We start from the raw sequence: 15306 nt of genomic DNA on the forward strand, positions 1-15306 counted from the left end.
ATCGTATGGCAGTATATAAAATGAAATTCACCAGTACAAGAAGACATTAATCGCAAGATAACAGCTATGGAACGAAGTAAAATTCGTATAAAAATGGAGTAAGATATTCTACTTCCATAAAGTAATATCTCCATAATCTTTATTGTATTTAAGATTATTCAGTGCATAGATTTAAGATTTTCTATGCAGAAAACTAGAATCTTTTATGCACTCAAGTAGTTGTCACCTTACAACGGGATAATAGTCACCTTATAGAATGACAAACGTCACTTTATAAGGTGATATTAATCATTCTATAAGGTGACCATCTATCTCTGAAAGGATGAAAACCACTAAAGATACAAAATAAATCAGTAAAAAGCAATAGTAAGATAGGAAATTTGCCTGGAATGCAAACATACTTAATTTATTTCAATACAGCATAATAAAGAGGCCGCATTCATATCATGCAGATTAAATCTAACCTGCTAATTGCAGCACCTCCATCTCTCACTCTCTTCGTGATATGACGGACTTTTTACTTTTATCCCTTTTCTATTAGAAATTTTTCCGGAAAGTACATCCATTTCTCCATTCCGAACATCCGTAAGCGGTTTTTCCTTTAATAATAATTCCCTTACCACAAAGCGGACATGGCTGACCTACAAACGTATCTACATCACCTGTAGCAGAAGGAATTGAAGCAGGAGTAGTAACCGGAGCCGGAGAAGGTGCCGAATTAGAACTCACTTCACTTACCGCTTTTTCTGTTTTCGGTTTCTTTTCTTTCGGTGCACTCGGTTTACGTTCTCGCTTTTTAGTTTCTTTCTTTTCTTTCTCTTCAGCCTTTGCAGCTACTGCATCCTGAATAGTAATGCGTCGGTTTGTATTATCAGAAAGTACACTCATCACTATTTCCGAAACCATCTGTTTCAGTTCTTCGAGAAACTGGCGGGCATCGTATGTCTTCTTTTCAATTTCGCGAAGCTTCTTTTCCCAAATACCTGTCAGTTCCGCCGATTTCAATAATTCTTCGTGAATGAGCTGCACCAACTCCACTCCTGTCGGGGTGGCAATCAGGTTCTTTCTCTCCTTACGGATATAATTTCGTTTGAACAGTGTTTCAATGATGGCAGCACGGGTAGACGGCCGGCCGATACCATTCTCCTTCAAGGCATCACGAAGTTCATCATTATCCACCAGTTTTCCGGCTGTTTCCATTGCACGGAGCAGTGTCGCTTCGGTATAAGGTCTGGGCGGCTGTGTCCATTTCTCGTTCAAGTCGGGAATGTGAGGACCACTTTCACCCTTCACAAAGGTAGGGAGTACATTTTCATCCTCTTCCTCTTTTTCTTCAGTAGGATCTTTTACGTCCTTTGCAAACACGACACGCCATCCCGGTTCCAGAATTTGTTTTCCGGTTACCCGGAATTCTATCTTATCCACTTCTCCCATGACGGTAGTAGTAGAAATCTTACAGTCCGGATAGAATACGGCTATAAAACGACGGGCTATCAAGTCATAGACACGACGTTCCATATCCGTCAGGTTTTGAGCATAGACTCCGGTGGGGATAATGGCGTGGTGATCCGTCACCTTCGAGTTGTCAAATACCTTTTTCGATTTAGGAAGTGTAGTGCCGGCTAACGGAGCCGTCAAGACTTCGTAATCACGGAGTCCTTTCAGGATAGCGGGACATTTCGGGTAAATATCATCACTCAAGAAAGTGGTATCGACACGCGGATAGGTAGCTACCTTCTTCTCATAAAGAGACTGGATTAGTTTCAGCGTTTCATCAGCCGAATAAGCGAATTTCTTGTTACATTCTACCTGAAGAGAAGTCAAGTCGAACAAACGTGGGGCGAACTCTCTCCCATCTTTCTTGCCAACACTAGTGACTACAAACGGAAGATCCTTTATGCGTTCTACCAATGCCTCGCCTTCTTCCCGGTTAGCGATAGGGTCGATACCCGGATTATCTATTTTCTTTTTTCCACCGTTCTTTTCTTCTTCCGCAGCAATTTCTTCATCACTTTTGCGGATAAGTGCGGAAAAAGTGGTATCCCGATAGTTGGTTTTCAGTTCCCAGTATTGCTTGGGTTCGAAATTGGCTATTTCCAACTGACGGTTGACAATCAGTGCCAGAGTCGGTGTCTGTACACGACCGATAGAGAGTACCTGTTTATTTTGACCGTATTTAATGGTGTAAAGACGGGTGGCGTTCATTCCTAATAGCCAGTCACCCATCGCACGAGAAAGTCCGGCTTCATAGAGTGACTGAAAATCTGTCTGATCTTTCAGCTTCGCAAACCCTTCCCGGATAGCTTCTTCTGTCAATGAAGAAATCCACAGACGTTTCACCGGACAGCGTGCACCTGCTTTCTGCATCACCCAACGCTGAATCAATTCTCCCTCTTGCCCGGCATCACCGCAGTTGATGATTTCATCTGCGTTCTGCATCAGTCCCTCGATAATGTGGAATTGTTTTTCGTAGGTAGGATTCTCTATCAACTTGATGCCGAAACGTGGAGGAATCATTGGCAGGCTACCTAAATTCCATGATTTCCAGTTAGGCGTGTATTCATGCGGCTCTTTCAGGGTACAAAGATGCCCGAATGTCCAGGTCACCTGGTATCCGTTTCCTTCTATATATCCTTCTTTTCTGGTATGAGCGCCGAGTACTTCGGCTATATCGCGTGCTACTGATGGCTTTTCGGCTATGCAAACTATCATTTTTTCTCTTCTTGTTTTTACACTAACAGCTTACAAAGTTACACGATTATTTCTCATTGACCGCATGAAGAGAGAAAAAAGTCCATAAAGGCATAGATCGGAGAAAGAATGATAACTTCAACTGAATAGTTTTCAAGATGTACCGCTTTCTCCTTTTTTATACCACTCCATTTGATGTTTGATAAGCTATATAATGAAGCTGCACAGTTCTACACACGATATGTGCATAGCTCTGTGCAGCCTCTCTATAACGTTTCTATTTTAAACCGGAGAAATCACAAAAAAGAGGATAATGTGTAGAAGCAACGGTCACATCTACTCCCGACAGACTTTCTATCACATCAGCCTGTGTCACATTTACGTTGTGACTCTTCAAAGACACGATAAAGTCAAGGCGACGTTTCTTACCACTGACTTCGGTAGACTTATCGGCACTAAGAAGATTCCAGTTACTCTTCACCATTTGGAAAAATTCGCTTTCCAAGTCGCCCTCATTGAAGTATCCTAACAAGAATGCAGGTTTATTATAGGCAGACAGTTTCGTTTCTAACGTTTGAAGGGCCTCTATACGCTTTGCCATATCCGTATCGAAGTTGGTACTGGCTACTACAAACTTTTCATATTCCACTACCATGGCTGCACGCATCTCGCTCTTTCCCGCCATTTGGTATCTGTCTACACTTACAGGTTCTTCTTTTGTCAGTATACCAACACCGAATTCACCGCCTTTATAATCAATGACTTTAGCAAAATAATCATGCATATTTGCTTTCTGTGCCAGTACGTTCAACTGGTCGATACCTTCCGAACGTTCCGTCTCCTTATCCAGTCCCTGCAAGCAGACAATATCCGCATTCATTTTGGCGATAATACGTCCTGTCCGGTCGTAATCAATCACGCCATCTGTACCTTTACAATAGGTCAGGAAATAGTTACCTATGCGCAGGTCACCTTCTGCCTTCGGATATTCTTCAAGTCCGGTCGGCTTCTTAAAATCACAATAAAGTGGATAATGGTCGGAAGTTATTGCTACGTTGACACCATCCAGGTTGTATATTACATTCGATTTTACCACAGTGGTAGGTGGAGTTTTCAAAGTAACGACAAAATCAATCCGTTTGGTAGCCTGTCCGGTAGGAAAAGTGTTTTCTGTAGAACTGACAACCTCCCATTCTTTCTTCAGTTCCGTAAAGAATGTGCCATTCATCAAGTCCTCGTTAAAGTCACCAGCCATATAAACCACTTTATTATATGTTTTGGCAAGGTCTGTGAGCTGTTTTGCAGATTCAACTCTATTATTCTCTTCCAAAGCCAAGTGGGTGGAGATAACTACATAGTTCTCAAATTCGGCTATGGCAGCAGAACGGAGTTCGGCACCGGGAAGGGGATAAGTCTTCGTGCTGATCGGCGTCCCTTTGAACAAAAGGCCATTACCGTATTCACCACCCTGGTAAGCGATTGACTTACTAAAATAGTGATTCATGCCTGTTTTATCCGCCAAGGTTTTCAATTGGTCGACTTTATTACTGCGGGTAGTCATGTAGTCCACTTCCTGCAGGCAAACGACATCGGGTTCCATTCCGTTGATAACAGCGGCTGTCCTGTCATAATTAATCACGTCATCGTTACCGGCACAATGCCTTATATTAAAGGTCAACACTCTAAGGTTCCCCTCCCCTTTCGGATAAGTATAGGAAACTTCCTGTTTACCGTAAGGTATCATATTATCGAATTTAGAGTTGTCCATGTCGTCGGCACAGGACAAGTTGGCAAACACGGTTGCCAAAAGACATATATAAGAAATCATATTTTTCATAAGAATTTATATTTCTGAATCTAATTAATTAAAGTTCAATCCGTCATTCCAACCGGGATTCTGTGTTATCACACCATTGGACAAAGTACGTTCGCTGATAGGAACAGGGTACAAATAATCTCTGTCTTCATTCCATTTCTTGGTAATCAGACTATGACAGATGATATAACCACTTTCGCCATTCGACAAGCGAATCAGCTCGCCGATCTCTAAATATAAAGGTACATTTCCGGCAGGTTTTGTTCCTACGTAGAAACAGACATCATCCGTACCGTCTTTATCTAAATCGTAAGTTCCGGGCCCGGGAACATAGATTCCCAGCAGATCGTTCTCAAATAGTTTACCTTCTTTCCAACGCATGATGTCGTAATAACGGAAACCCTCCATTACCAGTTCGATGGTTCGTTCGCGACGGATTTCAAGGATTACTCCCTGATTGGCTCCTTTCACATTCGGATAACCTGTGGCGGCACTCATCAAATACGGGTCGGGTTTTGAATTTGCCAGTTCCATATCCAGGTTAGTCATTCCTACCCTGTCTCTAAGTAATTTAATAGATTTATTGATGTCGGCTTGCTTCAAAGTGCCTAGTTCGGCTTTTGCTTCTGCAAAATTCAGATACACCTCTGCCGTGCGGAACAGGGGAATATCGTTGCACGATTTATTATATTCATCGTAGTTAGCCGTCATCGAATATTTTATCAGGTGATATCCGGTCATGGTATAAGCCAGGTTCGGGGCTTCTTTCTTTGTACTTCCGATTCTCGTATATCCAGGGGTACGGATGGTTTGTGCCAGTCGCGGATCCCGATTCTGACATTCTTGTTCGAATGTCATCGTTTCATAACCGGCTTTATCCGTGAAACGGCTTCCGTCCGCCATCAGATAAGAATTCACTATCTTCTTGTTCATTCCCGGACGTCCCATTGTGGTGGAGTTCTCATAATTCTGCACATTATGAAGCACAGAAAGAGAAGCTTCATAGTCACGCCCGAAAATCACTTCATCCGCTTGTAGATTTATGGAAGCGAATAAATCCCTGTAAGGTGTGCTGCCCGATTTATAGAGTGTATATCCGCTTTCGTTCATAAAGGTTTCAGAAGCCGAGACACAAGCATTCAAGTATTTTTCATAATCCTCCAGTCCATGATATTTACGGAAAGTACCCTCAAACAGGCAGACACGGGATTTCAGAGCCAATGCCGTCCACCGGGTCAGTACATACGCATTCTTCGTTTTCGGAAGATTGGCTATCGCAAAATCCAGGTCCTCCAGCATTTTCTGCATGACAAATTCACGTGAGTCCCGGGCTTTATACAATTCGGGATCATCCGAGTCGAGTGCTTTGTCATACCAGGGAATATCGCCATATCTCTTCACCTTCTCAAAGTAGAAATAAGCTCTGAAAAAACGGGCAACACCATCGTAACGGTTACGGACATTCACTTCCGTGCAGTTATGGGAATACTGCAGATAGAAATTAATATCGCGAAGTGCCGTAAAATTCCAACCGTTTCCTTCATCGGGTATGATGCGCTGTCCGGACATTTCGAGCATCAAGTCGGACTTGACAATCAAATCGGACGACTCGGAATAAATATCGACAGCGGACGGAACCAGATTGTTATAAAACTGATTCGTAAATAATCGCAACTCATCTTCAGTCTTGAAATATACATCCGGATACAGGCGGTCTTTGGGTGTCTTATCCAACCAATCGTCGCAAGACACGAAAGATATCGCCAACGCGAACAACCAAGATACTATATAAACAGGTTTCATAATTCAAATATTAGTTAGTTTAAAAAGTTACGTTCACTCCAAAAGAATAGGTCTTTGACCAGGGATACAACTTTGCGTTACCATTTGCCGATTGGATGGAATTTTCTGCCGATGCTTGTTCCGGATCAATGTAGTCGCTCTTTAGCGGAGAGAAGGTAAACAGATTCTCACCACTGAAATAGATATGCAGGCGTTCTATCTTTACCTTCTTCGTCCATACGGCGGGAATCGTATAGCCTACTGTGATATTCTTCACTCTGCAATAAGCCAGATTCTGCAAATAACGGTCGTTCACCACTCCCAAAGAACGGTTATTGCCGAGGGAAAGATACCCTATCGGACGTGGGAAATAAGCATCGGGATTTTCCGGGCTCCATACCTGGCTCAAGAAATCGCGTGGAATGAACGATGAATACGGACGAGCGTATGGTCCCCAAAAGAATACAGAATTAGTACCCGGATACCAGTCTTGATGTCCTACTCCCTGAAGATAGATGGAGAAGTCGAATCCATACCAGTCGAATCCACCTTGAATACTGTATGTATAGCGCGGCAATGAGTTTCCGATTATTTTACGGTCGCCCGGATCATCTGCCGTGTTCGAGCCGGAAGATATTGTATGGTCGCCGTCTAAATCAACAAATTTCATATCACCGGCGTGAAGTCCCGGATTCACCTGCGCTGTATTGATAACGAAGTTGACTGCTGTTTGGTCGACGTTATAGTTTGCCGCTTCTTCGTCTGTTCTGAAAAGTCCGTCTACTACATATCCCCAGATATCTCCCAATTTCTGACCTACATAATAATCACTCAATATCTTGGAAGGATTATCGAATTTGGTTATTTCCGATGTATTATCTGCCAAGCCTACGGACAGGTTATAACGGAAAGGTTTGTTTGCCAGTTTGAAAGCATCATTCCAGGTCAGCATCAATTCCCAGCCTTTGGTACGCAAGTTGGCTGCATTTTGCTTGGGCTCGTTGGCTCCATAAGCACCGGGAAGCTTTTTGCCGGAAGTTTGCATACCTTTAGTATCACGAACATAGGCATCGGCAGTCAGGTTCAGACGGTTGTTCAGGAATCCGAGATCGAGTCCTACGTTCCAAGTCGAAACGGTTTCCCAGGTCAGGTCGGCGGAATTCGGGTCGGAGACACTTGCATAAGAGCCTTTCTTCTGATCGCCAAAGATATAATTCATTGTACCGTTGGTATTAATGGTTTGGATATAATCGTAGTATCCTACCTGCTGATTTCCCAACGAACCGTATGACAGACGCAATTTCACATTATCAATATTCTTCTTTAAATTCCCGAAAAACGGTTCTTCACTGATTCTCCATCCTACGGAAGCCGAGGGGAAGAAACCGAAACGGTGTCCGCTTCTGAAACGTGAACTTCCGTCATAGCGTCCACTCGTCTCAAATAGGTAACGACCTCCTTTATAGGAGTAATTAAGACGATAAAATGCTCCCAAAAGCGCATATTCATTTTGTCCGCCGGACATAGTCATCGCATCTCCGACTGCCAGATTTAAGTCATTCAAGTCATCGGAGAGCAAGCCCTGGCGGGAGACTTTGATATCTTTCAGGCGCTTGGTTTCATAATTGTAACCTGCCATGATTTTTATCTGATGGTCGGCAATATCCAGCATATAATCACCATAAACATTGAAAGCCTGATACCAATGATTGGTCTGCGTTTCTTTCAACTGATTCACACCGCTTCCGGTAGTCAGATAGGATATCTCACCCGGATACTTAGAATATGGTACATTTACTGTTCTGTTCATGGTCTGATAGTTATAGTGCAGGTAGCTGTAATTTGCACGGACATTCAGGTTCTTCATTACATTGAAACTTGCTTCGAAAGTCGTGGAAAACTCATACCGCTGGTCTTCATTCTTATGTTTTCCATAAGCAAGAATAGCTCCCATGCCATCCAAAACAGCAGAATTGCTCAACGAAGTCAGATACACCGCACTGCCATCCGGATTAATGGGTACAAAGCTCGCCAGTGCATGATTCACCGCAGTATTGAAGTTGTTATTAATACCCGATAATCCCGGATAAGAGTAACTATTATAATGGTACTTCGTGTTATTGCTGATTGTCAGTCGTGGAGTGATCTTTGCCGAGATTTTACTTCTGAAATTATACACCTTGTATTTATCAGGATTCTGTCTGAAGATACCCGTTTGGTCAACTGTATTTCCTGATAAATAATAGTTCAACTTTTCATTTCCTCCACTGACACTGATATTGTGCTCCCACATCGGTCTGTTTTTACGATAAAGATAATTATACCAGTCGAAGTTACCGTAATAGACGTATGTATCTCTTCCGTCACGTTGGTCGGTAACTACCCAGGGACGTTCGGGATTCTCCGTTTTATCATTCCGGCGCAACCAAAGCTGGCGGTAGTCTTCTTCCGTATAGTTGGTATAAGGCTTTCCGTTATAATTGGTATAAAACAAGTCGTTGATGCCTGCCGAATAATATCCCCTGGTTTCAAAATCAGTAGAAGTCGTCTGATTACTCCATGAATATCTTCCATCATACGAAACGGTAGTCTTGCGGGCGGAGCCTTCCTTGGTAGTCACGAGGATAACACCATAAGAAGCACGAGCCCCGTAAATAGCGGCCGAAGATGCATCTTTTAATACGGAAATGGAAGCGATGTCATTCGGATTCAAGCGGTCGATATCCCCTTCTATTCCGTCAATCAGCACTAATGGCGATGCATTGCCACTGATAGAATTCACACCACGGATATTGATAGTTGCCGAAGCTCCCGGATACCCAGACCCAAAAGTTACATTCATATTGGGCACAGTCCCTTGCAACATCTGTGAGGCTCTCGGCACGGGTCTGTCTTCCATCGCTTTACTGTCTACTACTGCAACAGCTCCCGTCAGGTTTATTTTCTTTTGAGTACCATAGCCTACCACCACCACTTCTTCCAGCGTAGCCGTATCCTCCCGGAGTATTACTCTCGAAGATTTCTGCAAGTCGGAGACTTTAATTTCTTTCTTCTCAAATCCAATATAGGACACAACGACTAGGGCATTGGCCGGAACCGAGGATAATGTAAATTCACCATCCAAATTCGTGATCGTTCCCATAGACTGTCCCATCACCTGTACACTGGCACCGATTACCGGGTCACCGTTCACATCGACCACTTTCCCCGTAACCCGATGTAAAGGCTGCGATGGGACGGCAGTAGTATTACGTTCTGTTTTCTTTGTGATGATAATCATCCGGTTTTGTAGTTTATACTCTACATCCTTATCCAAAACAGTAGCAAGCACATTATTAACAGTTGCCTGCTGAAAGGAAGCCGTTATCTTCTTGTTTTCATTAACCTCGTCCGTTTTATAGATAATGGAGTACTTCGTCTGCCGCTCAACTTCTTTCAATACCGCCTTCAGCGGCTCATTTTTAAAGACCTTTGTAACTGTCTGCGCCCGTAGTGACTGGACGCCCAAACACAACAGAATCAGGAGAAACAGTCTAAAAAATGAGTTTCTTCGGTCATTCATAATTTTATCAATTAAGTTGTTACAATTTAAAGTGATTTATATTTAAGGATATATATATTCGATTGTAGTATTTCTCTGAATCGCTTCTATAAGATAAAACAACTCATCATTCATCTGCCCAACCCCTATAAAAGCAAAAAAGCAGATTATTTCTGCTTTTTTGTATCGACTGGCTTTATTTATTCAGACCACTGGAATATCGGATAACCGTTCGTTCCTTTTTTCCAAAGATTCGGATTCCAGGCTACGATGATATTCCCCAGTTCTTCCGCTGACTTCGCCACTCCGTGAAAAGTTGTTCCTGTGGCTGATGATTCGTCTGATGCGGTAATCGTTTTTTCATTCACTTTGAGTACAATACTTTCGCAGGCGTAACAATTCTCATAACTGCCTAATGAAGCAGAGACCCCAACAATGCGTCCTACGGTTGACGAAGCATCCACTCCGGTCAAGTTACTCCATGCTGCGCTGTTCTTGATAGCAATGTCACAACTTTTGTCAATTTGTCCCAAAATACCGCCTACGCCTCCTTTAGTTGCACTGACTGCTCCGTATGCATAGCAGTTCTCAATAAATCCGCCGACACCTACTTTCCGTCCAGCAATACCGCCTGCTTTTCCGCCACTTGCCGCCCGATCGCTGACCGTTGCATTTGAATAACAGTTCTTTATATAACTTTCCTGCCCATCATAGCTATTTGCCAATACACCGGCTATTCCACCTGCCGCACCAGAACCGATTACTTCGCCGGTCGTATAGCAGTTCACAATTCTTCCTGTCTTATTTCCGTTACCTTTATCTTTAAGTCCGAGATAACCGGTAATAATTCCAATCCCCTGCCGAGCAGATGATACAGAAGCATTCACAAAGCCCACATTACGACAATCACCGCACAATACTCCGAAGAAACTTGGATAATCACCGGCAGAACATTTGAAGTTCTTAATGACATGGCTGTCTCCGTCAAAATCTATTTCATAAGGAAAATCACCGGAACCATTCAACGACTGCCAGTCATCAATGCCTGCCATATCAATATCAGCACCTAACTGGAAATAAACTTTCATTCCCGATTTCAACACACTACGCATATTTCTGATCTGCGTAGCATTCATTATCATATAAGGTTTGCTGTCCGTTCCGTTTCCTTTCTCGAACAAACCGCCGGCACCGTCTCCGTCACCATCACCATTTCCGTCATCCGTTTCCGTTTTTTCGAACGGAACACGAGTGTATGAGTCCAAAGGATTAGGGTCAGAACACGAGATTGCAACAGATGCCATCATCAACAGCATCCCAAATCTGCCTATTTGAGTAATATTCATACTTGATTTCTTTACAATTAAACATTGAGTTCTTATCTTATATATATATCCTTTTCCTTATATTCTACTTTGATAGGTATGATTTCTTTCAGTGCATCCATTACATCTACGATTGTCTCTTTATTACGCAACGAAACACGGAACTTCATATCGCCCAATTTCTCCGACTCTAACTGAATATGCACATCGTACTGACGTGAAAGCTTCTTCACCATCTCTCCTAACGTAATGTCATCATATTCAATCCTGTCTTCCGCCCACGCCATTGCCTGACGTGCATTTACTTTCTTTCCTTTCAACTGTCTTGTTACCAAATCCAAAGAAATAGATTCTCCCGGAGACATCCGTATCTGATCTTCTTTATAATTCAACTCTACTGCTCCTTCCAGCAAGGTGGTTGTTATATACGAATCGTCTGAATAGGCAGATACATTAAATTTCGTACCTTTTACCACCACATCATATTCATGCGTCTTTACTGTAAATTGCTTTCCATTCTGTTTAGTCACCTCAAAATACCCCTCTCCTTCCAGCTCCACCACCCGGTCGGCTGTATTAAAATGATTCGAATATCTTAATACGGAACCTGCATTCAGCCATACAACTGTACCATCCGAAAGCTGTATCTTACTCTTATCCCCCAACGGAGCTTCGCAAACAAAGAAAGTCTTTGGCGTAAACAAGTAAATAGCCTGTTGAATACCCAACGTAGTACCGACAATCAATGCTATAACGGCAGCAATACGGGCTATCTTCCATATACCAGGTTTCGACTTTTTCAATAACGGAACAATCGCTTCCTGCGTATACATCTTATGCTTCAAAGCTTCCCATTCGGCATCTGTCTCCGAATCGGTATTCCGGTGATTCATCCATTCTCTCTCCCATTGACGGAACCTGCCATAGCCACCTTCCACCTGTTCGATATATTCGAACAGATTCTTTTCGTCAGCTCTTGATATGCGTCCTTCAAAATACTGAATAGCCAATTCACGGATATTTTCTTCTTGCTTCATGATATTCACTTTCTATAAGATGTAACAACCCATATTTCTTTTACCCAACCTCTGAAACAAAAAAAGCAGAAAAAACTTTCCTGCTTCTTATTCTTTATATAACCGAAGAGTGCATTGATTATTTCTGCTCCATCATCAGCCATGCCAATATCACTATATACAGATCCACCGGATAGCGTTCGCTAAAATGCCGGGAGAAATATTGCAAAGCCCTTGCTATATGCTTTTCGACTGCTGTGGTAGATATTTGTAGTTTTTCTGCGATTTCCCTGTTCTTCAATCCCCTGAAACGGCTTAACAAAAAAATCTCACGCGACCTGTCCGGCAACTGATTAAGCACAAGGGCAATCTGCTCCTGCAATTCCTTGTATAATAATTTATGTTCTGCATCCTGCATAAAGTCTGCATAGTAGAGTCTTTCTTCCCCATCCACCTTTGCCAAGTACTCCACCCGGTACTTTTCAACAATCGAGCGATGCTTCAGATAATTTAGACATCCATTGCGGACCATAGAAAAAAGAAGAGAAGTAAGTGAGAAGACAGATAACATTTCGCGACGTTCCCAAAATCGTAAGAAACACTCTTGAATAATATCACGAACCGTTTCTTCATCTTCTATAAAACGAATAGCATACCCTCGCAAACGAGGATAATAACTCTTGAACAGAAACTCAAAAGCTGCATTATTGCCTCTTTTCAGCTCTCCCAATAATTGTTTATCATCCATGAAATCTACCATAGTTTAGAAATTTATGCGCAAAGGTACGGGTCAACAGTTAACAAAGTGATGACAATATTATGAATATTTTTTCAATAAATCAAATTTGAGGTACTTTTTTATAAAACGCCAAAAAGGAAGTTTTCAATAATAGGATACAAAAAAAGGGTCAGTAACTGACCCTTTTTTCTATTAATTCATGGTTTCCCACTTATTGCATATACAATCTGTCAATAAGAAAGTTTTCCTTATTCTTCATCCATTAGGATTTCCAGAATCTGACAAGCAGCTTTCGCTACCGGAGTACCCGGACCGAAGATAGCAGCTACACCTGCCTTATACAAGAAATCGTAATCTTGTGCAGGAATAACACCACCGGCAATCACTACAATGTCTTCGCGACCCAGTTTCTTCAGTTCTTCAATAATTTGCGGAACCAATGTCTTATGTCCGGCAGCCAGTGAAGAAACACCTACTACATGAACGTCGTTTTCAACAGCCTCGCGAGCAGCTTCCGCCGGAGTCTGGAACAACGGTCCCATATCCACATCGAAGCCACAGTCAGCATAACCGGTTGCTACGACTTTAGCACCACGGTCGTGACCGTCCTGTCCCATCTTTGCAACCATGATACGAGGTTGACGCCCCTCTTTCTTCGCGAACTTCTCGGCCAGTTCACAAGCACGTTTGAAGTCGCTATCGTTTTTACTTTCTGATGAATACACGCCTGATATCGTTCTAATTATTGCTTTATAACGTCCTACTATCTGTTCGCAAGCATAAGAAATTTCACCCAATGTTGCGCGAACACGAGCTGCTTCCACAGCCAATTCCAACAAGTTACCCTTGCCAGTCTTCACACATTCGGTAATTGCTGCCAATGCTTTGTCCACTTCAGCCTGATTACGTCCATCTTTCAAACGTTTCAGGTTTTCAATCTGTTCAAGACGAACGGCTGTATTATCAATTTCTAGAATATCAATCGGAGCTTCTTTTTCCAAACGATACTTGTTCACACCGACAATTGTCTGCTGACCACTGTCGATACGAGCCTGTGTACGTGCAGCAGCTTCTTCGATACGCATCTTTGGAATACCTGTTTCGATAGCTTTCGCCATACCACCCAGTTTTTCAATTTCCTGAATATGCTCCCAAGCCTTGTGTGCCAGTTCGTTCGTCAGAGATTCTACATAGTAAGAACCACCCCATGGGTCAACGTTCTTGCAGATGTAAGTTTCTTCCTGAATGTAAATCTGTGTATTACGGGCAATACGTGCGGAAAAATCTGTTGGAAGAGCAATAGCCTCATCCAATGCATTGGTATGCAAAGATTGAGTATGCCCCAAAGCTGCAGCCATAGCCTCAATACAGGTACGTCCTACGTTATTGAACGGATCCTGTTCGGTCAGTGACCAGCCTGAAGTCTGCGAGTGAGTACGCAACGCCAGTGATTTCGGGTTCTTCGGATTGAATTGTTTCACAATCTTTGCCCACAACATACGTGCAGCACGCATCTTGGCTATTTCCATAAAGTGATTGGTTCCAATCGCCCAGAAGAAAGACAGACGCGGTGCAAATGCATCAATATCAATGCCTGCTGCCGTTCCTGCACGAAGATATTCCAAACCATCGGCCAATGTATAAGCTAACTCGATATCCGCGGTTGCGCCTGCTTCCTGCATGTGATAACCGGAGATAGAGATAGAGTTGAACTTAGGCATCTTCTGCGAAGTGTATTCGAAAATATCTGAAATAATCTTCATAGAGAATGCAGGCGGATAAATATAAGTATTACGCACCATGAATTCTTTCAGAATATCATTCTGGATAGTACCGGCCATTTCTTCGAGTTTAGCACCTTGTTCCAGACCGGCATTGATATAGAATGCCATAATCGGAAGTACAGCTCCATTCATTGTCATAGACACAGACATCTTATTCAATGGGATACCATCAAACAGCACTTTCATATTTTCCAATGAACAGATAGATACACCGGCTTTACCTACGTCACCCACTACACGTTCGTGATCGGGGTCATAACCGCGGTGAGTAGCTAAGTCGAATGCCACTGACAAACCTTTCTGACCGGCAGCCAAATTACGGCGATAAAATGCATTTGATTCTTCGGCGGTAGAGAATCCGGCATACTGGCGGATGGTCCAAGGACGAAGAGTGTACATAACTGAATACGGACCGCGCAGATAAGGAGGAAGTCCGGCAGCATAGCCAAGGTGTTCCATTCCTTCGAGGTCTTCTTTTGTATAAACAGGCTTCACTTCAATGTGTTCCGGTGTTTTCCAGTCAGCGGAGATACCGTTAGCCTTTTGCCATTCAGCACCATTAGTCGGCTGAAATGCGGCATATATATCGATGTTTTTAAAATCTTTTCTCAT

8 protein-coding genes are annotated in these 15306 nt (G+C 42.8%); all 8 read right to left on the reverse strand.

Annotated features, from left to right (window positions below; genetic code table 11):
• Positions 1 to 537: 537 nt before the first annotated feature.
• The gene (locus Bovatus_RS10405) at positions 538 to 2712 is read right to left on the reverse strand and encodes a DNA topoisomerase 3 (RefSeq protein WP_004299459.1); all 2175 of its coding nucleotides are present in this window, start codon (positions 2710 to 2712) and stop codon (positions 538 to 540) included.
• A 256-nt stretch (positions 2713 to 2968) separates the two neighbouring features.
• Positions 2969 to 4528, reverse strand: coding sequence for an endonuclease/exonuclease/phosphatase family protein (locus Bovatus_RS10410; protein ID WP_004299457.1), 1560 nt, complete (start codon positions 4526 to 4528; stop codon positions 2969 to 2971).
• Positions 4529 to 4552: 24 nt separating this feature from the next.
• Positions 4553 to 6310, reverse strand: coding sequence for a RagB/SusD family nutrient uptake outer membrane protein (locus Bovatus_RS10415; protein WP_004299455.1), 1758 nt, complete (start codon positions 6308 to 6310; stop codon positions 4553 to 4555).
• A gap of 19 nt (positions 6311 to 6329) precedes the next feature.
• On the reverse strand, positions 6330 to 9851 hold the full coding sequence (locus Bovatus_RS10420; RefSeq protein ID WP_004299453.1) for a SusC/RagA family TonB-linked outer membrane protein: 3522 nt from the start codon (positions 9849 to 9851) through the stop codon (positions 6330 to 6332).
• A 179-nt stretch (positions 9852 to 10030) separates the two neighbouring features.
• Positions 10031 to 11176: a hypothetical protein gene (locus Bovatus_RS10425; RefSeq protein ID WP_004299451.1), complete on the reverse strand. Its 1146-nt coding sequence runs from the start codon at positions 11174 to 11176 to the stop codon at positions 10031 to 10033.
• A 32-nt stretch (positions 11177 to 11208) separates the two neighbouring features.
• Positions 11209 to 12192 carry a FecR family protein gene (locus Bovatus_RS10430; RefSeq protein ID WP_004299446.1) on the reverse strand — a complete coding sequence of 328 codons (984 nt, stop codon included), beginning with the start codon at positions 12190 to 12192 and terminating at the stop codon, positions 11209 to 11211.
• Between the two features lie 118 nt (positions 12193 to 12310).
• Complete coding sequence (locus tag Bovatus_RS10435) at positions 12311 to 12931, reverse strand: RNA polymerase sigma-70 factor (protein WP_004299442.1); 621 nt, start codon at positions 12929 to 12931, stop codon at positions 12311 to 12313.
• 227 nt (positions 12932 to 13158) lie between these two features.
• Positions 13159 to 15306 carry a methylmalonyl-CoA mutase gene (gene scpA, locus Bovatus_RS10440; protein ID WP_004299440.1) on the reverse strand — a complete coding sequence of 716 codons (2148 nt, stop codon included), beginning with the start codon at positions 15304 to 15306 and terminating at the stop codon, positions 13159 to 13161.

The sequence above is a fragment of the Bacteroides ovatus genome (genome assembly GCF_001314995.1).
In the GTDB taxonomy this organism is placed as follows: Bacteria; Bacteroidota; Bacteroidia; order Bacteroidales; family Bacteroidaceae; genus Bacteroides; species Bacteroides ovatus.